The organism is Streptomyces sp. JJ38 (genome assembly GCF_019303475.1).
Classification (GTDB): domain Bacteria; phylum Actinomycetota; class Actinomycetes; order Streptomycetales; family Streptomycetaceae; genus Streptomyces.
In genome coordinates this window covers 1-25050 of the sequence record NZ_JABLSI010000002.1, presented here as the reverse complement: position 1 = coordinate 25050, position 25050 = coordinate 1, and the positions used below count along the sequence as shown (strand labels likewise).

The window sequence follows — 25050 nt, the reverse complement described above, 5'->3', positions numbered from 1 at the left end:
CTGGCAAATGCCAGATAGACAGACGTAACGGGTTATGAACACCATCATGACTATGCGTGCACTTCTGACGTCCTCGATCGGAGTGGTCTGCTCGGCCGCGCTCCTCGTCCCCCTCGCCTCGTCCTCCGTCGCGACCCCGGCCGCGCCCTCCGCCCCCGTCCCTGCCCCCGCCTCCGCGGTGCCACCGGCCGAGGGCACCGCTCCCGGGCACGCCGAGTCCAACTCCGGGTACGACGCCGACGCCGACGCCGGTGCCGGTGCCGGGTCCACGGCCGAAGCCGGCGCCGTCCGCCCGGCCGGAAACCGGTCGCTTCCGCTGGAGCCGACCACCCCGAACGACCCCGTGACGATCGAACTCGGCACCGGGGCGGTCGACGCCCTGGCCGGGATCGCCCCGCGTGAGGTCGCGCGCTTCTCGTTGCTCGGCGTCGCCTGGGCGGACGCCCGGGAGGAACTGCACAGCCGCGTCCAGGTGCGGACCAGGGACGCGCAGACCGGCCAGTGGTCCGACTGGAGGGAACTGGCCCACCACACCGACGAGGCCCCCGACCCCGGCTCGGCCGAGGGTGGCGGCCCGGTCCGGGGAAGCACCGCCCCCCTGTGGGTCGGGACGTCGGACGGCGTCGCCGTCCGGGTGCTCCCGGAGGCGGGCCGGGAGGCGGCGGAGCTGCCCGAGGGGCTGCGGCTGGAGATGGTGGACCCCGGCGGTCGGCTGTCCGCCGACGCCGACGCCGACGCCATGGCCGGGCCGGACACCGGCTCCGGCGGCGACCTCCCCTCGACCCGCGCGTTGACCTCGGCGGGTTCGGCCGAGGCGGCCGGGCCTGAGGCGGCCGGACCCGGGGCGGCCGGGCCCGGGGCGGCCGCGGCCAGGGCCGCCGGGCCTGAGGCGGCGTCCCCCGAAGCGCCGTCAGCCGGGCCCGGGGCCAAGCCCGGTGCCGAGCCCGAGGGCAAGGCGCGGGACCTCTCCCCGGCCGCCTCGGCGGCCAGTGCGGCCAACGCACGCGTCGCCGAGCTCGGCGCCAAGCTGATCCCCGCGCTCAACCGCAAGCAGACCGCCGCCGGGCTGGCCGACGCCCACGGCGGGGCCTCTCGTGACCACGTGGGGCCGCGCCCGGGCATCGTCACCCGGCGCGGCTGGGGAGCCGACGAAAGCCTGCGCGATGGCGGGTTCCTCTACACGAACACCGTCAAGGCGGCCTTCGTCCACCACACCGGCGGCAGCAACTCCTACAGCTGCTCGCAGTCGCCGTCCATCATCCGCAGCATCTACCGCTACCACACGATCAGCCTGGGCTGGCGGGACATCGGTTACAACTTCCTCATCGACAAGTGCGGCCAGATCTACGAGGGCCGGGCCGGAGGTGTGCGGCGGGCGGTGATGGGCGCCCACACCTACGGCTTCAACCAGGCCACGATGGGGATCGCCGTACTCGGCTCGTTCGGCGGCGTCAGCCCGACCAAGCAGGCCACCGACGCCGTGGCCAAGCTGACGGCGTGGAAGCTCGGCCTCTTCGGCATCAACCCGGCCGGCAGCGTCACCCTGACGTCGGGCGGCGGCAAGTACCCGAGGGGTACGCGGGTGCGGATGGAGGCCGTCTCCGGTCACCGGGACGGCTACGCCACCGCCTGTCCCGGCGCCCGTCTCTACAGCGCGCTCGGCGGCATCCGCTCGCTGGCCGCCCGACTCCAGGGGCGGTAGCCCGCGCCCCGTCCCATCCGCGTCCACGTCGTCCGCGTCCGTTTCGTCCGCTCCGTCGTCCCGCCGTCCGTGCGCGCCCCCGCGTCCGGCCTGGTGTCCCTCCGGCCCCACCGGAGTGCCCGGGCTGTGGCGTGGGGGCGCGCTCGCGTCCGCCGCAACCTCACCGGGCTCTGCCTCGTCCTTGTCGGAGTGTTCCGGCGGGCCGTGCGTCCCGGTCCGTGGAAGGGCGTGTTTTTAGCTCCGCCTACACTGGCCGACCAGCTAACCGGGCAGTAACCTTCGGCAAAACCTCGGCAGGAAGCAGGACAAACGTGACAGAAGCGATCCTCCTCGTCGGAGGGAAGGGCACCCGGTTGCGCCCGCTGACGGTCAACACGCCGAAGCCGATGGTGCCGGCGGCCGGCGTGCCGTTCCTGACCCACCAGCTCGCCCGCGCCCGCGCCGCGGGCGTGGAGCACGTGGTGCTGGCCACCTCCTACCTGGCCGAGGTGTTCGAGCCGTACTTCGGGGACGGCTCGGCGCTGGGCCTGCACCTGGAGTACGTCACCGAGCGGGAGCCCCTCGGCACCGGCGGCGCCCTGCGCAACGTGGCCTCCCGGCTGCACTCCGCCGCCGACGAGCCCGTCCTCGTCTTCAACGGCGACATCCTCACCGGCCTCGACATCGCCGCGCTGGTGTCCACCCACCGCAGCACCGGGGCGGACGTCTCCCTGCACCTCACCCGCGTCCCGGACCCCCGGGCGTTCGGGCTCGTGCCCACCGACGACACCGGCCGCGTCACCGCCTTCCTGGAGAAGCCGCAGACCCCCGAGGAGATCGTCACCGACCAGATCAACGCGGGGGCCTACGTCTTCACCCGGTCCGTGCTGGACACGATCCCCGAGGGGCGGCCCGTCTCCGTCGAGCGCGAGACGTTCCCCGGGCTGCTCGCCGAGGGAGCCCACCTCCAGGGCATGGTCGACTCGACCTACTGGCTGGACCTCGGCACCCCGCAGGCCTTCGTCCGCGGCTCGGCCGACCTCGTCCTCGGCCGCGCCCCCTCCCCGGCCGTGCCGGGGCGGCGCGGGGAGTTCCTGGTGCTGGACGGCGCCGAGGTCGCCCCGGACGCCAAGCTCTCCGGGGGCACGGCGGTCGGCTCCGGTGCCGCGGTCCGCGCGGGTGCCCTGGTCGAGGGCAGCACCGTGCTGCGGGACGCCGTCATCGAGCCCGGCGCCGTCGTGCGGGACTCCCTGGTCGGTGCCGGGGCCCGGGTGGGCGCCCGTACCGTGCTGGACGGCGCGGTCATCGGTGACGGTGCTGTCGTCGGGGCCGACAACGAGCTGCGGGACGGCATTCGCGTGTGGTGCGGGGCGCGCATAGCCGACGCCGCCGTGCGCTTCTCCGCCGACTGCTCCTGACGCCGGCCCGGGGGGCGCCCCGCCCGGGCGGCGCCCCCCCGCCGGGCGGGCCCGGCCCGGCCTGGACCGGCAGTGGTCGCTGGCGTCGGCGCGGCCTGTCACCGCCCGGGGCTAGCCTGAACGCGTGTCCCTCACCCGAAGCTGGGCTCCGCCCGGCCCGTACGACCTGCGCCGCAGCCTCGGCGTGCTGCAACGCGGCCCCCACGATCCGGCCTGCCAGGTGGCCCCGGGCGCGGTGTGGCGGGCGAGCCGCACGCCGCAGGGCCCGGTGACGCTGCGGCTGGTCCAGGGGCGGGCACGGGTGACGGGGACGGCCTGGGGGCCCGGCGCCGAGTGGGCGCTGGACCGGCTGCCCGCACTGCTCGGCGCGGCGGATCGTCCGGAGGAGTTCGTTCCCCACCACCGACTCACCCGCGAGGCGCACCGGCGGCTGCCCGGGCTGCGGCTGGCCCGCACCGGGCTGGTGCTGGAGTCGCTGATCCCCGCCGTGCTGGAGCAGAAGGTGACGGCGATCGAGGCGTACCGGGCTTGGGGGCGGCTCCTCCGGCGCTTCGGCGAGCCCGCACCGGGCCCGGCGGAGAGGCGGCCAAAGGGCCTGTACGTCATGCCTGATCCGCGCGGCTGGGCCCTCGTCCCGTCCTGGGAGTGGCACCGGGCCGGGGTGGACGGCAAGCGCGCGGCCACCGTCGTCCGCGCGGCACGGGTGGCGGGGCGGCTGGAGGAGGCCGCCGCGATGGCGCTGCCCGAGGCGCTGGCGCGGCTCCAGCTCGTCCCCGGGGTCGGCCCGTGGACGGCGGCCGAGACGGTGCAGCGTTCCAACGGCGAGCCGGACGCCATCACGGTCGGCGATCTGCACCTGCCCCGGCAGGTCGGCTACGCGCTGACCGGCCGGAGGGACACCGACGACGCCGGCATGCTCGCCCTCCTCGCCCCCTATGTGGGGCAGCGGCACCGTGCGGCGCAGCTCATCCTGGCCGGCGGACCCCGCATGCCCCGCCGCGCCCCGCGCATGTACGCCCACGACATCGCCCGGTTCTGACGGTCCGCCGCGCGCACCGGGCGGGTGTGGTCAGCGGACGACGGTGAAGTCCGCGCCGGAGCGGGGCGGTCGGGGGAGCGGGGCGTGCGCGGGGTGGCCGACCGCCACGGTGCCCATGGGGTCCCACGTGGCGGGGAGGTCCAGTACGTCGCGGACGACGTCCCGGCAGAACATCGTGGAGGACACCCAGGCCGATCCGAGACCCTCGCCGGCCAGCGCGACGAGGAGGTTCTGCACCCCCGCGCCGGCCGCCACGACGAACATCTCCCGCTCGGCGGTCGCGCGCCGCTCGTCGGGGTAGCGGTGGGCGCCGTCGGCGACGAGGCAGGGCACGACCAGATACGGCGCGCGGCGCAGCACGTCGCCCCGGCGGACGCGGCGCGCGATGGCCGCCTCGTCCCTGCCGTCGGCGCGCAGGTCGGTGATCCAGGCGTCGCGCATGGCGTCCAGCAGCCGCAGCCTGCTCTCCGCGCTCTCCAGCAGCACGAACCGCCAGGGCGTGGTGTGGTGCGGGGCGGGCGCGGTGACGGCGAGGTCCACGGCACGGCGCACCGCGGCGGCGTCGACGGGGGCGTCGGCGAACTCACGGACCGTGCGCCGCTGCGCGACGGCCTGCCGCACCGCCTCGGAGGTGCCGAGCCGGAACATGTCGTTCTCCGGCGTCCTGACGAGGGCGGCGGCGCCGAGGTCGGGGTGCGCGTCTGTGTGCGGACCGCCGCCCGCGGCGGGAAGGAGCCCGTGGACGTGCTGGGGCAGCCCGCGCACGACGGCGACGGGGCGGCCGTCCGCCTTGCCCTTCACCAGCTCCGCGGCGGCCGCCAGTTCGTCGGCGACGGCGGTGACCGTCACCCCCAGCGGATTCCCGTGGGAGTCGGTCCCGCCGCGCAGGTCGTCCAGGACGCGGACGCCCGAGGCACCGACGGCCACATCCGTCTGCCCCTCGCGCCAGGGCCGGCCGAAGGTGTCGGTGACGACGACGCCGACCTCGACGCCGAGCACGTCCCGCAGGCCCCGGCGGATGCGGCGCGCCGAGGCGTCCGGGTCCTCGGGCAGCAACAGCACGGTGCCCGAGGGAGTGTTGGAGGCGTCGACCCCGGCGGCGGCCATGACGAACCCGAGGCGGCTCTGCACGATGCGGGCGGCCCCGCGCCGGGCCACGACGCGCACGGTCTCGGCGTCGATGGCCGCTTCCCGGTCGGCGGCCCTGACCACCCGGCCCTCGGCCTTGCTGACGATCTTGGACGTGACGACGAGGACGTCGCCGTCGGCGAGGCCGGGCAGCCCGTTCCCGGTCACGGCGTCGGCGATGAGCTTCACCAGGTCGTCGCCGGGCCGGACTTCGGGGATTCCGGGCGGGGCCCACACCTGATAGGCGGGCACGTCCGCCCCGGACGTGCCCGGCCGGGGCGTCACGCGCGGACCTCCTCGGCCACGGTCAGGGCGGCCCGTGCCATGGCCGCGGTGGCCTCGGCGTCCGACATCAGCAGGGGCACCGCGCGGCAGCGGATCCCCGCCGACTCGACCTCGGCCACGGCTCCCGCGTCGGACTCGTCCACCAGCCAGCCGTCCAGCAGCCCGGAGCCGTAGTGCGCGGCCACGGCGGCGGCGCTGGACTCGACCCCGATGGCGGCCAGCACCTTGTCGGCCATCCCGCGCACGGGTGCGCCCCCGATGATCGGGGAGAGCCCGACGACCGGGACCCCGGCGTCCGCGATGGCCTCACGCACGCCGGGCACGGCCAGGATGGTGCCGATGCTCACGACGGGGTTCGACGGCGGGAAGAGGATGACGTCGGCCGCGGCGACGGCCTCCACCACTCCGGGGGCGGGCGTGGCCTGTTCGGCACCGACCGGGACCACGGCGTGCGCCTTCGGCTCGGCCCGCATCCCGACCCAGTACTCCTGGAAGTGGACGGCCTTGCGGCCCTCCTCGGTGTCGACGACGACATGCGTCTCCACCCGGTCGTCCGTCATCGGCAGCAGCCGCACGCCCGGCTGCCACCGCTCGCACAGGGCCTCGGTGACGGCGCTGAGGGGGTACCCGGCGCCGAGCATCTGGGTGCGCACGATGTGGGTGGCGACGTCGCGGTCGCCCAGGCCGAACCACTCGGGGCCGACGCCGTAGGCGGCCAGCTCCTCCTTCACCGCGAAGGTCTCGTCCGCCCGGCCCCAACCCTGCTCCTCGTGGATGCCGCCACCGAGGGTGTACATGACGGTGTCGAGATCCGGGCACACCTTCAAGCCGAACAGGTGAATATCGTCCCCGGTGTTGCCGATGACGGTGATGTCCGCGTCAGGCGCGGCCTGTCTGAGGCCGCGCAGGAACCGGGCGCCACCGATGCCTCCGGCCAGAACCACAATGCGCATGCGGCCCAGTCTGTCAGCCGAGGGCGAGGTCCCGGGCCGCGGGCGAGCGGTGCGGTGCGTACGCTGACGCCGCACCCCGGCCGGGGAGGGGGTCCGCCCCCGGCGTGGGCCGCGGGACGACGAGCAGGGCGACGGCGGGCTCCAGCGCGTCGTTGACGAGTTCGCGGGCGGGGCCGGCCGCGAACACCCGCCGCGTGCCCGGCGTCAGCGTCCGCGTCAACGGGCCGGTGCGCTCGGTCAGTCGGCCGGCGAGCACGGCCAGGACGCCGGCGCTGAGCGCGGGCACGTCCCCGGCTCCGGTGGCGGCCGCCCCGGGCGCGGCTCCGGCGGCATCGTCCGCGACCGGGCCCACGGGCTCGTCCCCGGGCGCGTTCGGGGTGGTGCCCTGCCCCGGCACCCAGCTGAGCAGCCACACCTCGTGGCTGGGCCCGCTGCGCAGGCGGCGGTACCGGCGGGAGCCGGCGTCATAGCGGACGAGCGGCTCCCAGCTCTCGCGGTCGGCCGCGAAGCGTGCGGCGAGCCCGGCCAGGTCGGCGACGGTGCGGGGGTGCTTCGGGGCGGGCGGCAGCAGGTGGGGTACGGCGAGGATGTCGCCGGCGATCTCGACGTCGCTGTTCACGGTGTGCGGTTCCTGTGGGTGCGGTGCGAAGGCCGCCCGGGCGGCGGGCGACGGGCGGGCTGGAGGAGGAGACGGAACGTCTCAACAACAGCGACAGGAACAACAGCGGCAGGGAGCCAGGGCAGCGCGAAGGGCCCCACGGCTGCGGGGCGGGCGGTTCGCAGCGCTCGCTGTCGGCTCGGCCATGGGAGCAAGAACAGCGTGTCGTTCGTTCCCTTGTCAACCGACTCCGCCCGTTTGGTGGCCGCTGTCACTCCATCCGGTGAGGGGCCGTGAGGAAAGGTTTGTGCCCCTCGTTGGGGGATACATGCCGCAGCAACCACGCACGCGGGTGGCGTTGTCGATCCGTGACCGATCTGTGATCTTGGTCGCTTCGGGTGTCGTCGCGCGCTGCGGCCGGGGTCCGTCGCGACCTCCTCCGGTGGCGGGTACAAGCGGGGGAGGCCGGATTCGGTTGTCATCGTTTGGGGCGATTTCAACACTTACTGCGGGGGCTTGGTTCCGCAGAGTGAATAACGGGCCCGCTAGCAGAACCCGGCTTGACTGGTCCGGATCGGCACACTTGTAATTTCACTCGTGTCGTTCGCGGGAGATAACGACGGCATCACGGGGACATTAAGACGACAAGGGGCGCGCACATGACCGAGCCGTTCCAGCAGCTGCTGGTGCAGGAGGCAGACGAGGAGCTCGGCTGGCAGGAGCGCGCCTTGTGCGCGCAGACGGATCCCGAGTCCTTCTTCCCGGAGAAAGGCGGCTCCACCCGCGAGGCCAAGAAGGTCTGCCTCGCCTGCGAGGTGCGATCCGAATGCCTCGAGTACGCACTCGCCAATGACGAGCGCTTCGGGATCTGGGGCGGACTTTCCGAGCGGGAACGCCGCCGCCTGAAGAAGGCCGCCGTCTGACGGCGGGCGCCGGGGTCGGACGGGCGGCGTCGGCCGCCCGCTGTGGGGCGCCGGCCGCGGCCGCGGGACGACGGGCGAGGGCAGGCCGTCGGACGCCGGTCCGGCGGCGCCGCACGTCCCGCCGACGGGGTGCGTGCCCGGGGCCGCGGGAGCCGGGAACCTGGACCGGCCTCCGCGGCCCCGCGCGTGCCCGGGGCCGCGCGCTGCACGCGGGCGGGCCGGGCCCGGGCCGTTCCCCTCGGCGAACGAACCGGAGAGCGACCGGGCAACGACCGGGCGAACGACCGGGTGCGAACGAACCGGAGAGCGACCGGAGGTCACCCGGGGAGCGGCGGGGCGAACGGCCGTGCGGGCGGGGAACCCCGCACGGGGTGCCGCGACGCGGCGCAGCGCTAGTGTGGGCCACCGTCCACGACGCAGCCGCGTCGACCGCACCCACCGACCGGGGCCCACAGCTCGATGTCCGTGCACAGCCAGTCGTCGGCGGCCCAGTACGAGCAGGCCGCGCCCGAGTTCCCCCAGCATGTCGTCACCGCCGTGCTCGTCTCCCACGACGGTGAGCGCTGGCTTCCCGACGCCCTGGCCGGAGTCACCGGCCAGACGCGCCCTCCGCAGGACGTCATCGCGGCCGACACCGGCAGCGCCGACGGCTCCGCCGAGCTTCTCGCGGACGCCTTCGGACCCGACCGCGTCCTGCACCTCGCCCGTCGCACCGGCTTCGGCAACGCCGTGGGCGAGGCGGCCCGCACCGCGCCCGTCCTGACCCCCGACGACCTGCCGTACCTGAAGCGCCCCAGCGCCTGGGACCCGGCCACCCGCACCTGGCGCATGGATGCCTACGACATGCCCGAACTCCCCTACGGGGAGCCGGTGCACTGGCTGTGGCTCCTGCACGACGACTGCGCTCCCGAGCCCGACGCCCTGCTCGAACTGCTGCGCGTCGCCGACTCCAGCCCCTCGGCCTGCGTCGTCGGCCCCAAACTGCGCAGCTGGTACAACCGCCGCCAACTCCTGGAGACCGGCGTCACGATCGCCCCCAGCGGCCGCCGGTGGACCGGCCTGGACCGCCGGGAACAGGACCAGGGCCAGCACGACCAGGTACGCCAGGTGCTCGCCGTGTCCACCGCGGGCATGCTCATCCGGCGCGACGTCTTCGAGCGGCTCGGCGGCTTCGACCGGCGCCTGCCCCTCATGCGGGACGACGTCGACCTGTGCTGGCGCGCCAACGCCGCCGGACACTCCGTGCTCATCGCCCCGCAGGCCGTGCTGCGGCATGCCGAGGCGGCGTCCCGGGAACGGCGTCCCATCGACTGCGCGGGCCGCACCGTGGCCGGGCCGCACCGGGTGGACAAGGCGGGTGCCGTCTACACGCTGCTCGTCAACGCCCCCGGACGGGCGTTGCCGTGGGTGTTCCTGCGGCTCGTCCTCGGCACGCTCGTGCGCACCCTCGCCTACGTCGTCGGCAAGGTGCCGGGACAGGCGCTCGAAGAGATCACCGGCCTCTCCCGCACGCTGCTGCGCCCCGGACTGATCCTCGCGGCCCGGCGGCGGCGCGGGAAGCGGAACCCGGCCCTGCCGCCGGGAGAGTCCCCACCCGAACCGAAGGAGCTGCGGCCCCTGTTCCCGCCGCCCGGCGCCACCGTGCGGGCCACCCTGGAACAGGCCGCGTCCAGCATCTCCCGGCGCGCCGGCACCGAGACGCCGCCCGGAGGCGGCGGCCGGCACGGTGCCGTCGAGTCGGGCCCCGGCGCCGAGGACGCCGACTTCCTGGAAGTCGAACAGTTCGCCCGGGTCAAGCGCATCGCCCGCCGCCCCGGGCCCATGCTCTTCGCCGCCCTGCTGCTCGTCTCGCTCGTCGCCTGCCGGGCGCTGCTGGACTCCGGCGCCCTCGCCGGGGGCGCGCTGCTGCCCGCCCCCGGAGACGTCTTTGGGCTGTGGTCGCGCTACGCCGACGCCTGGCAGCCCGTCGGCATCGGCGGCACCGAGACCGCGCCGCCCTACCTCGCGCTCCTCGCCGGGCTGGCCGCACTCCTCTTCGGCAGCCCCGGGCTCGCCATGACGCTGCTGCTCGTGTGCTCCGTCCCGCTCGCCGGCTTCTCCGCGTACTTCGTCTCCCGCCCGCTCGTCGACTCCCGGCTGCTGCGCGCCTGGGGCGCCGTCGCCTACGCCTTCCTGCCCGCCGCCACCGGCGCGCTGGCCTCGGGCCGGGTCGGCACGGCCGTGCTCGCCGTGCTGCTGCCACCGCTCGCCCGCACGGCCGTGGCCGCCGCCGGGATCGGGCGGACGGGACGGCCCACCTGGCGTGCCCTGTGGGCCTGCGTGCTCCTGCTGACGCTCGTCACCGCGTTCACGCCCGTCGTCTGGGCCGTCGCCGCCGTCCTGGCCCTGGCTCTCCTCGGTGCCAGGCTGCGACAGGGCGCCGGGGTCGGCACGCTCGGGCCGCGGGCGCTGCTGCTCCTGGGCACCCCGCTCCTGCTGCTCGCCCCCTGGTCGCTGACGCTGCTGACCAGCCCTGGATCGCTGCTCGACGAGGCCGGTCTGCCCTACGACGGCGGTACCGCCTCCGCGCTCGGCCTGCTCACCCTGGACCCGGGCGGCCCCGGCACGTACGGCGGGCTGGTCCTCGTCGGACTGCTCCTGGCCGCCCTGGCGGCCCTGCTGCGCCCCGAGCGGCAGCCGGCCGTCCGCGGGCTGTGGGGCGTGGCCCTCACCGGGCTGCTGTTCGCCGTCCTCTCGGCCGGTTCCGGCTGGGCCGGGCCCGCGTCGCTCGTCTACGGCCTCGCCCTGATCGCGGCCGCCCTGCTGGGCGCGGAGGGCGCCCGCACCCGCGTCGCCGCCCAGTCCTTCGGCTGGCGGCAGCCGGTGGCCGTGCTGGTCGCCGCGCTGGCCGCGCTCGCGCCCGCCGTCTCGGCGGTCGGCTGGATGGTGCACGGCGCCGACGGACCACTCCAGCGGCGCAGCCCCGTGCAGGTGCCGGCCTTCGTCGCGGAGGAGGCGGCCACGGCCGACCGCCCCCGCACGCTCGTCCTGGAGGGCGGCGGCGAGGAGGTCCGCTACATGCTCGTCCGCGGCTCCGGTGCCCGGCTCGGCGACGGCGACGTCCTCCGGGGCGCCGAGGAGCCCGAGCACCTCGCGGACACCGTGGCCAACCTCGTCGCCGGGTCCGGAGCCGACCAGCGCGACCAGCTGGCCGGATACGGCGTCCGCTACGTCTTCGTGCGCGGCGACGCCTCCCGCGACCTCGTCCGCGTCCTGGGCGGTACGCCGGGACTCCAGCGCCTCAGCGACCAGCACGGCGGCCACCTGTGGCGTGTGGACGACGGTACCGGCGTGGACATCGCGCGCGTGACGATCGTGGCCGAGGGCGAGGACCCGGTCGCCGTGGCCGCCGGGCCGGTCGACGTGGCCGCCGAGATCCCGGTGGGCCCCGAGGGGCGGGTGCTGCGCCTCGCGGACGCCGCCTCGGACGGCTGGCGCGCCACCCAGAACGGCCGGGAGCTCGAACCCGTCACGCTGGACGGCTGGGCCCAGGGCTTCGAGCTGCTCCCGTCGGCCGGGCGCGTCACCGTCGAGTACGAGACGCCGACCAGCCGCACCGTGTGGGTGTGGACCCAGGTCTTCGGGCTGCTCGTCGTCCTGGTGCTGGCCCTGCCGGGCCGCAAGCAGCACAACGACGACGACCTGCCCGAGGCGGAGGCCGCGGCCGTACCCGCCCAGCCCTTCGACGGGGAGGGCCGCCGGGCCCGGCGGCTCCGCGCCGCCGCCGCGGAGCGCACCCCGTCCGCCGACCCGGCGGCCCCCGGCGTGCCCCCGGCTCCCGAGGGGCCCGCGGCTCCCGAGGTGCCCGCGGGCTCCGGCTGGGGTGGCGACCCGGGGTGGGAGGCGCAGGCCCAGCCCTCCGTCCCCGGCCCGCAGCACGGGTACGACGGCTCCTACGACGCGTACAGCGCGTACGGCACCCACGACGCCCACGCCGCCCGCGACGACGGCCGGGGCCACCACGACGGCACGACGTACGACCACCGGAGCCAGCAGTGAGCCTCAACCGCCCCGTCACCGCCCTCGCCGCGGCCGTCGCCGCGCTCGCCGCCCTCACCGGGGCCGCCACGGTGACGACGTCCGGAGCCGAACCCGGCACCGGCTCCCTGGCGGACGCCGAGCGCCGGCCCGTCCAGCGCTCCACCCTCGTCTGCCCCCAGCCCGCGCCCTCCGACCTGGCCGAGACGACCTTCACGGCCTTCTCCCCGGGCGCCCCGGGCAGCGGTGCGGCGGAGAGCGGCGAGGAGGACGCCGAGGGCCGCGCCGGGCTGCTGCCCGCCGTCTCGACCCTCGACAACGGCGGTTCCGAGAAGCGGCCCGAGGACGCGAAGCCGCTGCTCGCCCTCACCCAGCCCGGTCGGCCCGCCACCCACACCGCGGACAGCATCGACATCCCCGCGCTCAGCGGCACCGCGACGGGCGCGCTCGCCCCCGGCTGGACCGTGCAGCAGACGACCCTCGTCGCCGTGGGCGGCGGCCGCGGCCTGCTCGGGCTGCAGTGCTCGGTGCCCGACACCCGCTTCTGGTTCCCCGGGGTCAGCACCGCGGAGAAGCGCCACGACTACATCCACCTCACCAACCCCGACGAGGCCTCGGCCACCGTCGACCTGAAGCTGTACGGCCCCGAGGGCGCGATCGAGGCCGAGAGCGGCTCGGGCATCAACGTTCCCGCCCACTCGACGGTGCCGGTGCTGCTGTCGGCGCTCACCCCGGAACCGGTCCAGAGCGCGACGCTGCACGTCGCCGTCCGCTCGGGCCGGGTCGGCGCGCAGCTTCAGGCCGTGGACGAGAAGCTCGGTTCCGACTGGCTCACCCCGGCTGCCGAGAGCCCCGGCCAGGTGGTGATCCCGGGCCTTCCCGGGGACGCCACCGAGGTGCGGCTCAGCGCCTTCACGCCCGGCGACTCGGACGTGACGTTCACGGTCGAGCTGGCCGGCCCGTCCGGCTCCTTCACCCCGGCGGGCCAGGAGACCCTGCACGTCAAGAGCGGTATGACGACGTCCGTGGACCTCCGGGAACTCACCCGCGGGGAGCCGGCGTCCCTGGTCCTCACCCCGGAGGAGGGGGACGGCAAGGCCCCGGTGGTGGCCGCGGCGCGCGTGGTCCGGGGCGGCACGGACGGCTCCGGCGACCAGGACGGCGGCGGGGACGGCGAAAACGGCGACGGCGAGGAGGCCGCGGGCGAGCGTGAGGTCGCCTTCATCCCGTCGACCGGCCCGGTCGAGTGGCGCGCCACGGCCGCGGGGAACGAGCGGAAGGGCAGCACCCTCCACCTGACGGCACCGCAGGACGGCGCGAAGGTGAAGGTCACGGCCTCGGCGGGGAGCGAGGGCGGCACGCCGGCCGAGCGCACGGTCACCCTGAAGCCGGGATCGACGACGGCGGTCGACGACCTGCTGCCCGAGGACGGGGAAGGGCGCTTCGCGCTCACCGTCGAACCCCTCTCGGGCGGCCCGGTGTACGTGTCGCGGATGCTGGAGCGCGAGGAGGACGGCATCCCGATGTTCACGGTGCAGGCGCTGTCGGACGACGGTGGCACCGTGACCGTTCCTCCGGCCAACCAGGACCTCGCCGTCCTGGGCCGGTAGCCCCGGCCGGGGCCGGGCCGTCGGTCAGTCCTGGCCGTACCGGGGGTCGACGGACTCGGGGGCGAGGCCGAGCAGCTCGGCCACCTGCTCGACGACGACCTCGTGCACGAGGAGCGCCCGTTCCTCGCGGGTCCGGCTGCGCAGCTCCACGGGCCGGCGGTAGACGATCACCTGGTCGGGCCGGTCGCCGTGCGCCGGGACCAGCCGGCCGAGCGGCACGGGGTGGCCGAGGCCCTCCCAGACGTCCTGGGCCTGCCCGGGGCCGTCGAGCGCCGGCACGTCCTGCACCCCGAAGCGCACCGAGGAGAGCTGGGGCCACTGCCGCTCCAGCCGTTCCGCCGAGTCGCGCACGAGGTCGTCGAACGAGGCGGCACGGCTGACGGCGAGCGGGACCTGCGGCGGCGCGAGAGGGCCGCGCATGCCCCGGCCGTGGCGGTCCCGGTGGCGCGCCCGGTTCGGTGGCCGATGCGGCGGTACGGCGTTGCTCATCACCCCTGAGCGTATCCGGAGGCGGCCGCCCGCACCCGGGTGCGGGCGGCCGTGCCGTGGCGGGTGTGACGGAGGGTGCGGGGCGCCGGTTCCCCCGGGGGCCGGAACGGCGCGGTGGACCGGGAAGCGGTGGACGGAGGAGGCGCGGGGGCCGCCGGCTGTCGGCTGATGACCGGTCGGGCGAGGTTCCTGGCGGTTTTCCGACAGTTGGCCGACCGTTTGCCGCTCGCGGGTGGCGCCGTCCGGGCTGCGGGTGACCGCCGCCGCGCCTCTTGCAGTGACGATTCTTCAGAGGGTCCGGGCCTTTGCCCAGCTCAGTGTCCGTCCCTCCCGGCCACCCTTTCCCGGCGAAGCGGGACGACACGGCCGGGTGACCCCGGGGTGAGTCGTCGCAGCCCGCTCAGGAGTGCGGTACCGTCCAACATCGTGAGCCCTGTACGTCGCTGTTCGCGCACCGCGTGCGGTCGTCCCGCCGTCGCGACGCTGACGTACGTCTACGCGGACTCCACGGCCGTCCTCGGCCCGCTCGCGACCTATGCCGAGCCGCACTGCTACGACCTGTGCTCCGACCACTCGGACCGGCTCACCGCACCGCGCGGCTGGGAGGTCGTCCGGCTCGCCGTTCCCACCGGCCCCGCCCGGCACTCCGGGGACGACCTGGAGGCCCTGGCCGACGCCGTCCGTGAGGCGGCCCGCGCCCCGCGCACCGAACGGGATCGGCCGCGCCCCGCCGTCTCCGGCCAGGAGGCCGACCCGATGGAGGTCGCCCGCCGGGGGCACCTGCGCGTCCTGCGCTCGCCCGACCCCTGACCGGCGCCCCGGCCCGCCCGCGCACCGGGCCGGCCCGACCGGCCGGAACCCGACCCCGGCTGCCCGGGCCCCGCCCCGCGGAGCGGTAGATTGGCCCGCCTGAAACGACGGACGAAGGGGCGGGCTGTGCCTGACATGTCGCAGATCATCAAGGCGTACGACGTGCGCGGTGTCGTTCCCGACCAGCTCGACGAGGAGCTCGTCAGCCTGTTCGGCGCCGCCTTCGCCGAGATCACGGGCGCCGCCCCCATCGTCGTCGGCCACGACATGCGGCCCTCGTCCCCGGGCCTGGCCGCGAGCTTCGCCCGCGGCGCCGCCGCCCGCGGAGCCGACGTCACCCTCATCGGGCTGTGCTCGACCGACCAGCTCTACTTCGCCAGCGGGCACCTCGACCGCCCCGGCGCCATGTTCACCGCCAGCCACAACCCGGCCCAGTACAACGGCATCAAGCTGTGCCGGGCCGGAGCCGCCCCCGTCGGCCAGGACACCGGGCTCGGGGAGATCCGCGCGCTGGTCGAGGAGTGGCTGCGCACCGGGCCGCCCGAGCCGGCCGCCGCCCCCGGCACCGTCACCGAGCGGGACGTCCTCGCCGACTACGCCGCCCACCTGCGCACCCTCGTCGACCTGAGGGCCATCCGGCCGCTGAGGGTCGTCGTCGACGCGGGCAACGGCATGGGCGGCCACACCGTCCCGAGCGTGCTGGCCGGGCTGCCCGTCGAGCTGGACCGCCTCTACTTCGAGCTCGACGGCACGTTCCCCAACCACGAGGCCAACCCGCTGGACCCGGCCAACATCGTCGACCTCCAGCGCCGCGTCCGGGAGACCGGCGCCGACCTGGGGCTCGCCTTCGACGGCGACGCCGACCGCTGCTTCGTCGTGGACGAGCGCGGCGAGCCCGTCTCCCCGTCGGCCGTCACCGCCCTGGTGGCCTCGCGCGAGCTGGCCAAGCACGGGGGCGGCACGATCATCCACAACTGCATCACCTCGTGGTCCGTGCCCGAGGTCGTCAAGGAGGCCGGGGGCACACCCGTCCGCACCCGCGTCGGCCACTCCTTCATCAAGGAGGAGATGGCCAAGACCGGCGCCATCTTCGGCGGCGAGCACTCCGCGCACTACTACTTCCGCGACTTCTGGAACGCCGACACCGGCATGCTGGCCGCGCTGCACGTCCTGGCGGCCCTCGGCGAGCAGGACGGGCCGCTCTCGCGGCTCTTCACCGCCTACGACCGCTACGCCGCCTCCGGCGAGATCAACAGCCGCGTCGCCGACCAGGCGGGCCGCGCCGCCGCCGTCGAGGCCGCCTACGCCCAGCGCGACGACGTGACCCTCGACCACCTGGACGGGCTCACCGTCACCGCGCCGGACTGGTGGTTCAACCTGCGCGCCTCCAACACCGAGCCGCTCCTCCGGCTCAACGTGGAGGCCCGGTCCGCCACGACCTGCGCCGCGATCCGCGACGAGGTCCTCGCCATCGTCAGGGCCTGACCCGCGACAGCCCGCTTCCGGACCGGCCCGGACCGGAAGCGACGCCTCCGCCGCACAGGCGCACCCCTGACCAGCGGCGGTAGGCTGAGGCCAGTTGCCCAACGTCTGGAGGGACGTCATGCCGCTCGAAGCCGGCCTCCTGGAGATCCTCGCCTGCCCGGCGTGCCACGCACCCCTCCGGGAGGAGCCCGCGCCCACCGGGGAGGCCGCCGGCTCCGCGCCGGCCGCCGACGCCGAGCTGGTGTGCACCGACGCCGCCTGCGGGCTCGCCTACCCCGTCCGCGACGGCATCCCGGTGCTCCTGGTCGACGAGGCCCGCCGACCGGCCTGAGACGGGGGCACGCCATGCTGGACGAGCCGCTTCTGGACGACCCGCGAGCCCTCGCCGACGCCGACCGGGCCGCCCTTCTCCGCGCCACCGCCGAAGCCGGGGCCCGGGTGCGCACCGCCATCCGCGACGCGACCGACGCGGGCCTGACCGAACTCCGCCCCGACGGCCGCCCGCGCGGCCTCCTCGTCGCGGGCCCGGCTCCCGCGGCAGGCTGCCTCACGGACCTGCTCGCCGCCTTCAGCCACGGCGTCCTGCCCGTGTCCCTCCTGCGCCCCTTCGGCGCGGCGGCGGCACCGCAGGCGCTGCGATGGGCCCTGCCCGGCTGGGCCGGCCCGCTGGACCTGCTGATCATCGTCACCCCGGACGGCGCCGAGCCCGGGCTCAGCGCCCTCGCCGAGCAGGCCTACCGGCGGGGCTGCACCGTCGTCGCCGTGACCCGGGAGGGCACCCCCGTCGCGGGGACCGTCCACGACCTGCACGGGCTCACCGTTCCGGTCAGCCTGCCCCCGCCCGCCGCCGCGCCGCGGGGCGAGGCGGCGCCCATCGTCCCCGGCTCCCTGTGGGCGCTGCTCACGCCGCTGCTGGTCCTCACCGACCGGCTCGGCCTCGGCCACGCCCCGCCGCACGCCCTGCAGGGCCTGGCCGACCGGCTCGACGCCGTCGCCCAGCGCTGCGGCCCGGCACACGAGACCTACGCGAACCCGGCCAAGACACTCGCCGCCGAGCTCGCCGAGTCACTGCCCGTGCTGTGGAGCGAGGGGCCCGTCGCGGGCGCGGCCGCCCGGCACTTCACCACCGTCCTGGCCGCACTGTCCGGCCGCCCGGCTCTGGCCGCCGAGCTGCCGGAGGCCCTCACCGTCCACCGGGCGCTCCTCAACGGCGTGTTCGCCGCCGGCGCCGACGAGGACGACTTCTTCCGGGACCGCGTCGAGGAGCCGGCCAGACTCCAGGCCCGCGTCGTCCTGCTGCGCGACCTGACGGGCGGCACGGAGAGCGCGGCCGAGCCGGCCCGGGAGCTGGCCTTCACCCACGACACCGGTCTCAGCGAACTGGAACCCACCCCCGGCAGCAGCGTGTTGGAAAGCGCCGCCGAGCTCATCGCCACAACGGATTTCGCTACGGTTTACCTGACGCTCACCCCTGAGGCGTAGACCTGTCAGCCGCTCCAGCCGACAGCCAGGCGGGAGTCCGTTCGACACCTCGTGGAGGAAGCCCGATGGACCGGCTCGTCAACACCGTGCGTCCCTACGCCTGGGGCTCCACCACGGCCATCCCCGAGCTCCTCGGCGAGGAACCCACCGGCAGCCCCCAGGCGGAGCTGTGGATGGGCGCCCATCCCGGCGCCCCCTCCCGCATCGACCGCGGAGACGGCCCGCGGCCGCTCACCGACGTCATCGCGGCCGACCCCGCCGGAGAGCTGGGCGCGCCCAGCGTCGAGGCCTTCGGGCCCACACTGCCGTTCCTGTTCAAGGTCCTCGCCGCCGCCGTCCCGCTCTCCGTGCAGGTGCACCCCGACCGACAGCAGGCGCGCGACGGGTTCGCGGCCGAGGAGGCCGCGGGCATCCCCCTCGGCGCCCGGCACCGCAACTACAAGGACGACAACCACAAGCCCGAACTCCTCTGCGCCCTCACCCCCTTCGAGGGATTCTGCGGCTTCCGGCACGCGGACGAGGCCGCCGAGATCTTCGCCGGGCTGGAGGTCGACGGCCTCAAGCCCTACGCGGACCTCCTGCACGCCCACCCCGAGGGCGATGCCCTGCGCGAGGTGCTGACCGCCGTCCTCACCGCCGACCGGCACGAGATCGCCGAGACCGTCTCCGAGGCCGCCGTCGCCGCCGAACGCCTCGGCGCCGGGGACGGGCCCCACGCCGCCGCCTACGCCGCCGCCGCCCGCGCCGCGCACCACCATCCCGGCGACCCGGGCCTCCTCGCCGTCCTGCTGCTCCACCACGTCGTGCTCCAGCCCGGCGAGGCGCTCTACCTCGGGGCGGGCGTACCGCACGTCTACCTCAGCGGCCTCGGCGTCGAGCTCATGGCCAACTCCGACAACGTGCTGCGCTGCGGCTTCACCCCCAAGCACGTCGACGTCCCCGAGCTCCTGCGCGTCGTGCGCTTCGAGCCCGGCGACCCGGCCGTGCTGCGCCCCGAGGCCGGGGAGGACGAGGTCGAGGTCTACACGACGCCCGTCGACGAGTTCCAGCTCTCCCGGCACGTCATCCCGGCCGCCGCGGCCCCCCGCACCCTGCCCGCGCACGTCGCCCAGATCCTGCTCTGCACCCAGGGCGAGGTCACGCTGCGGGACGCCGACGGGGCCGAACTCCGGCTCGCTTCCGGCCAGTCGGCCTACATCCGGGCGGACGTCACGGTACGGGCGGAGGGTGAGGGTACGCTCTTCCGCGCTGCGGCGGCCGTCACACCGCGCTGAGCGAACCGGCCGACGGCAGCGGCAGACCCGTACCCCGGAAGGACGTCCGCATGAGCGCCCACAGCGGCACGAAGGCCATCCTGGCCGCCCTCTGCGCCAACCTGGCCATCGCCGTCGCCAAGTTCGTCGCCTGGGCGTTCAGCGGATCGTCCTCGATGCTGGCCGAGGGCGTGCACTCCCTCGCCGACTCCGGCAACCAGGGCCTGCTGCTCCTCGGCGGCAAGAAGGCCAAGCGGGCGGCGACGGAGGAACACCCCTTCGGCTACGGCCGGGAGCGCTACATCTACAGCTTCCTCGTCGCGATCGTGCTGTTCAGCCTGGGCGGCGTCTTCGCCCTCTACGAGGGCTACCACAAGATCTCCGACCCGCACCCGATCGAGCACTGGTACTGGCCCGTCGGCGTCCTCGTCTTCGGCATCATCGCCGAGACCTTCTCGTTCCGCACCGCCATCCAGGAGGCGAACGCCGTCCGCGGCGACCGCTCCTGGAGCGAGTTCGTCCGGCACGCCAAGGCGCCGGAGCTGCCCGTCATCCTGCTGGAGGACCTCGGCGCCCTCGTCGGGCTCGTGCTGGCGCTCGGCGGCGTCGGACTCGCCCTGCTCACGGGCGACGGCGTGTGGGACGGCGTCGGCACGATCTGCATCGGCGTGCTGCTGGTGGCCATCGCCATCGTGCTCGCCGTCGAGACCAAGTCCCTGCTGCTCGGTGAGGCCGTCGGCCCCGAGGACCTGAGGAAGATCCGCTCCGCGCTGGTGGACGGCGAGGGCGTCACGTCCATCATCCACATGCGCACCCAGCACCTCGGCCCCGAGGAGCTCCTCGTCGCCGCGAAGATCGCCGTCCGGCACGACGACACCGCCGCGCGGATCGCCGAGGCCATCGACGCCGCCGAGGAGCGCGTCCGCGCCGCCGTCCCGGCGGCCCGCGTGATCTACCTCGAACCCGACCTGCTGCGTTCGCCGACGCCGGAGGCGGACGCCACCGTCGGAGCCTGACCGGGACGGTGTGACACCCGTCGCTCAGGCCCTCCTCCCCAGCACGCACCATTGGGACGAGCGCGCCGAACGTGTAGATTCGTCAGCGCACAGACGTCGCTGCTGATGGCGGTCGGGCGTCCCGCACCGCGGGGCGGTCGAGGGAGAGAGGGCCTCCGACGGACTGCGCTGCGGCCAGGGGACCAGAGGGTCCGTAGGGTGCACCGGGGCGGGCGCACAGCGCCACCCGGTAACGCGTCGCACCCTGTCGCGTACCCTGCCCGCTGCCGCAGACCAGCCCACGTACCTCGACCGACAACCGAGGAGCAGCACACCATGACGACGACCGACAGCACGCGTGACTTCAAGGTCGCCGACCTCTCGCTGGCCGAGTTCGGCCGCAAGGAGATCTCGCTGGCCGAGCACGAGATGCCCGGTCTGATGGCCATCCGCGAGGAGTACGCCGCACAGCAGCCGCTGGCCGGCGCGCGGATCACCGGCTCGCTGCACATGACCGTGCAGACGGCGGTTCTGATCGAGACGCTCGTGGCGCTGGGCGCGCAGGTGCGCTGGGCGTCCTGCAACATCTTCTCCACCCAGGACCACGCGGCGGCCGCCGTGGCGGTCGGCCCGAACGGGACCGTCGAGAACCCGAAGGGCGTGCCGGTCTTCGCCTGGAAGGGCGAGACGCTGGAGGAGTACTGGTGGTGCACGGAGCAGGCGCTCACCTGGCCGGGCACCGAGACCGGCGGCCCGAACATGATCCTGGACGACGGAGGGGACGCCACCCTGCTCGTCCACAAGGGCGTGGAGTACGAGAAGGCCGGTGAGGTCCCGGCCGTGGAGACCGCGGAGAGCGACGAGCACCGCGTGATCCTGGAACTGCTCCACCGCACGCTCGGCGAGTCGCCGCAGAAGTGGACCCGGCTCGCCTCCGAGATCCGCGGTGTGACCGAGGAGACCACGACGGGCGTCCACCGCCTGTACGAGATGCAGCAGGACGGTGTACTGCTGTTCCCCGCGATCAACGTGAACGACGCGGTGACGAAGTCCAAGTTCGACAACAAGTACGGCTGCCGCCACTCGCTCGTGGACGGGATCAACCGTGCCACCGACGTGCTGATCGGCGGCAAGGTCGCGGTCGTGTGCGGCTACGGCGACGTGGGCAAGGGCTGCGCGGAGTCCCTGCGCGGCCAGGGCGCCCGCGTCATCGTCACCGAGATCGACCCGATCTGCGCCCTCCAGGCGGCGATGGACGGCTACCAGGTCGCCCGCCTCGAGGACTTCGTCGAGACCGCCGACATCTTCATCACCACCACGGGGAACAAGGACATCATCCTGGCCTCGGACATGGCGCGGATGAAGCACCAGGCGATCGTCGGCAACATCGGCCACTTCGACAACGAGATCGACATGGCGGGCCTCGCCAAGATCGAGGGCGTCGTGCGCGACGAGGTGAAGCCCCAGGTGCACACCTGGACCTTCGCCGACGGCAAGAAGATCATCGTCCTGTCCGAGGGCCGCCTGCTGAACCTGGGCAACGCGACGGGCCACCCGTCGTTCGTGATGTCCAACTCCTTCGCCAACCAGACGATCGCGCAGATCGAGCTGTTCACCAAGACCGAGGAGTACCCCACCGGCGTGTACGTCCTGCCCAAGCTGCTGGACGAGAAGGTGGCACGCCTCCACCTCGACGCCCTCGGCGCGCGCCTCACCGAGCTGCGTCCGGAGCAGGCCGCCTACATCGGCGTCCAGGTCGAGGGCCCGTACAAGCCCGACCACTACCGCTACTGACGGTACTCACCGACCGACCGGCACCGATCACCCACGGCGGCCGGCTCCGCCGGACGTCGGCCCCCGTCGCCCCGCCGGGCGACGGGGGCTCGCCGTATCAAGGACCCACCATGCCCCGCGGCCGCTACTCCCTGCACGACCCGCACGACCACACCCCCCTCGGCGAGGAGCACTTCCAGTGCGCCACCGGCCCCTCCGGCTGGCGCTACGTCTCACGGACCACCACGCCCTCGGGAGCGGAGGCCGGCTCCCTCGACCTCACCCTGGACGAACTCGGCCGCCCCCTCCGGCTGGAACTCCGCGCGGGCGACTGGCACGTCCGCGGCGCGGCCCTCGACGGCGTCACCTGGGTCCGCGCCGACCCCCGGGGCGAGCACGCGGAGGAGGGCAACGTCCGCGCCCACGGCTTCACCGGCGCCTCGCCCGCCTTCCTCGTCGCCACGGCCCGGCTGCTGCGCCCGGCCACCGGAGCGCCCGGGACCCGGGTGCGCCTCGTCGCCTTCAGCCCTCCCGTCCTCGCCCCGCGCACCCTCGACCAGACCTGGGCCCTCGTCGGCAGCCAAACACACCCCACCGACAGCGCCCCACTCGTCGTCGACGAGTACCGGGTCGGCGACCTGGAGACGGGCGAGCAGCACACCGTGCACATCGCGGGCGACGTCGTCCTGTCGGCACCGGGGATCGAGCTGGAGGATCTGGAGTCCCCGCCCTCCACCTTCGAGGCCCCGGGCTCCTTTGAGTCCTTCGGCTGACGGCGGCTCCCGCGCGGGGCGACACCCGGTGCGTCAGGCGGGCGGCACGAACCCGCCGCCCCCCGCGGACCGCTCGGGGCTCGTGGGTTTCGGGCCGGTGTCCTCCGGCGCCTGACGCCCCGAGCCGTGCCACCCCGCCGCGGTCGCCGGCTGCCGTGCGACGGTGTCCCCGGGCGCCGCTGCCGCAGCGGAGGCCGCCCGCACGGCCGATCCCGCGGCGGGCCCGGTCCCGTCTCCCCAGAGCCTTCTGGCCTCCCGCCGCTGCCGCTCGCTCAGCACGCCCGAGAGGTAGCCGACGGGGGAGACCCCCTCGGGCGGCGGCGTACCGGTCGCGGCCACGACATCACCGGCCAGCCGCTCCGCCAGCGAGGCACCGACCCGCGGATCGAGCTGCCCCGCCCGCGTCAGGTACTGCCGCACCGCCAGCCACAGCGAGTCCGGCACGCGGGAGAGGTCCAGCCCGCCGAAGTACCCGGCCAGCCACGGCGGGGGAGCCGGCACCGGGCCCGACTTCGGTGCGGGCACCCGCTCCGAGACGACGAGTGTCCCGGCGAAGACGTCCCCCAGCCGACGTCCCCGGGCCGAGACCAGAGAGGCGATGCAGGCCACCGTGCCCAGGGTCAGCTGGATCTCGAAGAAACCCAGCAGCCCGCGCACCAGCGCGTGCCGGAAGCGTATGGGGCCGCCGTCCACCCGCACGACCCGCAGCCCGCACACGAGCTTGCCCAGCGAACGACCACGGGTCAGCGTCTCCACGGCCACCGGGCCACCCATGAGCACCACGATCACGAGCGCGCCCGACACGGCCGCCACCGCGGCACCGTCCAGCCCGAGCACCGCCGTCGTCAGGAAGACGGACAACAGCAGGTAGACGGTCCACAGGACCAGCAGGTCGATGGCGACGGCCAGCGCCCGGCTCGGCACCCTCGCGGGCCGTAGCCCGAGCACCACCGCGTCGCCCGTCACCAGCTCGCTCACAGCGCGTCCCCTCTGCTCCGCCGACCGGCTCCCCGGTCGCGTCTCCGCCTACGCACAGTCTGCCGACCGGGCGCTGCGTACCGCCACGGCGGTCTGCGAAGCTCGCACCATGGATCTCGACGTCTTCGTCTCCGCGCACCGCCCCGAGTGGGACCGGTTGGAGGAGCTGCTGCGCCGCCGTCCCCGCTCCGGGGCCGAGGCGGACGAACTCGTCAGCCTCTACCAGCGCACCGCCACGCATCTGTCGCAGATCCGGTCCAGCGCACCCGACCCCGTGCTGACGGCCAGGCTCACCGGGCTCGTCGCCCGGGCCCGCAGCGCTGTCACCAGCCCGCGCCGCTCGTCCTGGCGCGACGTCGGCCACTTCCTGGCCGCGGGCTTCCCGGCCGCCGTCTACCGCACGCTGCACTGGTGGGCCCCGACGGCCGTCCTCTCGCTCTGCCTCGCCGCCGTGATCGGCTGGTGGATCGGCGTGACGCCCGAAGTCCAGGCGGCCATCGGCGCCCCCGAGGAGCTGCGGGAGATGACCCGTCCCGGAGGCCGGTACGAGACCTACTACTCCAGCGATCCCGCCGCCTCGTTCGCCGCCAGGGTCTGGACCAACAACGCCCAGGCCGCCGCCGTCTGCCTCATCTTCGGCGCCTTCCTCGGCATCCCGGTGCTGTGGGTGCTGCTCCTCAACATGGCCAACCTGGGCGTGGGCATCGGCCTCATGGCGGCCGCCGGGCGCCTGGACGTCTTCCTCGGCCTCGTCCTGCCCCACGGCCTCCTCGAACTCACAGCGGTCTTCGTCGCCGCGGGCACGGGGCTCCGGCTCGGGTGGACGGTGGTCGACCCCGGCCCACGCACCCGCCGCGACGCTCTGGCCCAGGAGGGCCGCAGCGCTCTCGGCATGGCGATCGGGCTGGCCCTCGTCCTGCTCGTCTCGGGAGCCATCGAAGGCTTCGTCACGCCCTCCGGCCTGCCGACCTGGGCCCGTGTCACGGTGGGCGTCGCCGCGGAGCTGGTCTTCCTCGCCTACGTCGTCGGGCTCGGCCGTCGAGCGGTTCGCGCCGGGGAAACCGGCGACGTCGAGGCGACCGACCGTCCCGCAGCGGTGCCGACCGCCGCCTGATGTGCATCGGGGGTCCGTGGCCTGCTAAGGTCATCTTCACCTGCCGGACCCCTTGACGGGGGTCGGGCACAGAGGTAGATTTGAGAAGTTGCCTGGAAGTCAGTAGGCTCCAGAGCAGCGAGGAAAATCTTCTTCTTCCGAATTCCTGTTGGAATCCACGCCGATTAGGTCGGCCAAAATGATTCTGATAGTGTCGGAGACACCGAAGGGAAGCGCCCGGAGGAAGCCCGGAAGGGAATCCGAAGG

The 25050-nt window shown here is 74.8% G+C and carries 20 protein-coding genes; 15 read left to right on the top strand and 5 right to left on the bottom strand.

Annotated features, from left to right (window positions below):
• Window positions 1-52: 52 nt before the first annotated feature.
• The 3 genes from HPT28_RS01280 (at window position 53) to HPT28_RS01270 (ending at window position 4138) form a co-directional block, all read left to right on the top strand.
• A complete protein-coding gene (locus tag HPT28_RS01280) occupies window positions 53-1702 on the top strand; it encodes a peptidoglycan recognition protein (RefSeq protein ID WP_219088342.1) in 1650 nt (549 codons plus the stop codon).
• Between the two features lie 311 nt (window positions 1703-2013).
• Complete coding sequence (locus HPT28_RS01275) at window positions 2014-3099, top strand: sugar phosphate nucleotidyltransferase (protein WP_219088341.1); 1086 nt, start codon at window positions 2014-2016, stop codon at window positions 3097-3099.
• Between the two features lie 124 nt (window positions 3100-3223).
• Window positions 3224-4138, top strand: coding sequence for a DNA-3-methyladenine glycosylase (locus HPT28_RS01270; RefSeq protein ID WP_219088340.1), 915 nt, complete (start codon window positions 3224-3226; stop codon window positions 4136-4138).
• Between the two features lie 30 nt (window positions 4139-4168).
• On the opposite strand, the gene HPT28_RS01265 is transcribed toward HPT28_RS01270, so the two are convergent.
• Genes HPT28_RS01265 through HPT28_RS01255 form a run of 3 tightly spaced genes read right to left on the bottom strand, consistent with a single transcriptional unit; the run spans window position 4169 to window position 7123 of the window.
• On the bottom strand, window positions 4169-5551 hold the full coding sequence (locus tag HPT28_RS01265) for a coenzyme F420-0:L-glutamate ligase (RefSeq protein WP_219088339.1): 1383 nt from the start codon (window positions 5549-5551) through the stop codon (window positions 4169-4171).
• Window positions 5548-6504, bottom strand: coding sequence for a 2-phospho-L-lactate transferase (gene cofD / locus HPT28_RS01260; RefSeq protein ID WP_219088338.1), 957 nt, complete (start codon window positions 6502-6504; stop codon window positions 5548-5550). The genes HPT28_RS01265 and cofD overlap by 4 nt, the downstream gene beginning before the upstream one ends.
• A 13-nt stretch (window positions 6505-6517) precedes the next feature.
• Window positions 6518-7123, bottom strand: coding sequence for a cysteine dioxygenase (locus HPT28_RS01255; RefSeq protein WP_219088337.1), 606 nt, complete (start codon window positions 7121-7123; stop codon window positions 6518-6520).
• Between the two features lie 638 nt (window positions 7124-7761).
• Between HPT28_RS01255 and HPT28_RS01250 the strand changes: the two genes are divergently transcribed.
• From HPT28_RS01250 to HPT28_RS01240, 3 genes are all read left to right on the top strand, one after another.
• On the top strand, window positions 7762-8025 hold the full coding sequence (locus HPT28_RS01250) for a WhiB family transcriptional regulator (RefSeq protein ID WP_191211831.1): 264 nt from the start codon (window positions 7762-7764) through the stop codon (window positions 8023-8025).
• Between the two features lie 459 nt (window positions 8026-8484).
• Window positions 8485-12063, top strand: a complete 3579-nt coding sequence (locus HPT28_RS01245) for a glycosyltransferase family 2 protein (protein WP_219088336.1) — start codon at window positions 8485-8487, stop codon at window positions 12061-12063.
• A complete protein-coding gene (locus HPT28_RS01240) occupies window positions 12060-13652 on the top strand; it encodes a DUF5719 family protein (RefSeq protein WP_219088335.1) in 1593 nt (530 codons plus the stop codon). The genes HPT28_RS01245 and HPT28_RS01240 overlap by 4 nt, the downstream gene beginning before the upstream one ends.
• A 24-nt stretch (window positions 13653-13676) precedes the next feature.
• On the opposite strand, the gene HPT28_RS01235 is transcribed toward HPT28_RS01240, so the two are convergent.
• A complete protein-coding gene (locus HPT28_RS01235; RefSeq protein WP_219088334.1) occupies window positions 13677-14141 on the bottom strand; it encodes a metallopeptidase family protein in 465 nt (154 codons plus the stop codon).
• Between the two features lie 381 nt (window positions 14142-14522).
• Between HPT28_RS01235 and HPT28_RS01230 the strand changes: the two genes are divergently transcribed.
• The 8 genes from HPT28_RS01230 to HPT28_RS01195 all read left to right on the top strand — a co-directional run bounded on the left by HPT28_RS01230 (window position 14523) and on the right by HPT28_RS01195 (window position 22712).
• A complete protein-coding gene (locus HPT28_RS01230) occupies window positions 14523-14951 on the top strand; it encodes a DUF3499 domain-containing protein (protein WP_219088333.1) in 429 nt (142 codons plus the stop codon).
• 135 nt (window positions 14952-15086) lie between these two features.
• Window positions 15087-16436, top strand: a complete 1350-nt coding sequence (locus HPT28_RS01225) for a phosphomannomutase/phosphoglucomutase (RefSeq protein ID WP_219088521.1) — start codon at window positions 15087-15089, stop codon at window positions 16434-16436.
• A gap of 118 nt (window positions 16437-16554) precedes the next feature.
• Entirely contained in the window at window positions 16555-16767 is a 213-nt protein-coding gene (locus tag HPT28_RS01220) for a Trm112 family protein (RefSeq protein ID WP_219088332.1), read from the top strand.
• A gap of 14 nt (window positions 16768-16781) precedes the next feature.
• Window positions 16782-17918, top strand: a complete 1137-nt coding sequence (locus HPT28_RS01215; RefSeq protein WP_219088331.1) for an SIS domain-containing protein — start codon at window positions 16782-16784, stop codon at window positions 17916-17918.
• A gap of 65 nt (window positions 17919-17983) precedes the next feature.
• Window positions 17984-19192, top strand: a complete 1209-nt coding sequence (gene manA, locus HPT28_RS01210) for a mannose-6-phosphate isomerase, class I (RefSeq protein WP_219088330.1) — start codon at window positions 17984-17986, stop codon at window positions 19190-19192.
• A gap of 50 nt (window positions 19193-19242) precedes the next feature.
• Window positions 19243-20187 carry a cation diffusion facilitator family transporter gene (locus HPT28_RS01205; protein ID WP_219088329.1) on the top strand — a complete coding sequence of 315 codons (945 nt, stop codon included), beginning with the start codon at window positions 19243-19245 and terminating at the stop codon, window positions 20185-20187.
• Between the two features lie 315 nt (window positions 20188-20502).
• Window positions 20503-21960 carry an adenosylhomocysteinase gene (ahcY, locus tag HPT28_RS01200; protein ID WP_219088328.1) on the top strand — a complete coding sequence of 486 codons (1458 nt, stop codon included), beginning with the start codon at window positions 20503-20505 and terminating at the stop codon, window positions 21958-21960.
• Between the two features lie 110 nt (window positions 21961-22070).
• Window positions 22071-22712 (top strand): hypothetical protein, encoded by a 642-nt coding sequence (locus HPT28_RS01195; RefSeq protein ID WP_219088327.1) that lies wholly within the window; start codon window positions 22071-22073, stop codon window positions 22710-22712.
• 33 nt (window positions 22713-22745) lie between these two features.
• Here HPT28_RS01195 and HPT28_RS01190 read toward each other — a convergent pair whose 3' ends face one another.
• Complete coding sequence (locus HPT28_RS01190; protein WP_219088326.1) at window positions 22746-23690, bottom strand: RDD family protein; 945 nt, start codon at window positions 23688-23690, stop codon at window positions 22746-22748.
• Window positions 23691-23799: 109 nt separating this feature from the next.
• On the opposite strand from HPT28_RS01190, the gene HPT28_RS01185 reads away from it, so the two are divergent.
• A complete protein-coding gene (locus tag HPT28_RS01185; protein WP_219088325.1) occupies window positions 23800-24804 on the top strand; it encodes a stage II sporulation protein M in 1005 nt (334 codons plus the stop codon).
• Window positions 24805-25050 lie beyond the last annotated feature (246 nt).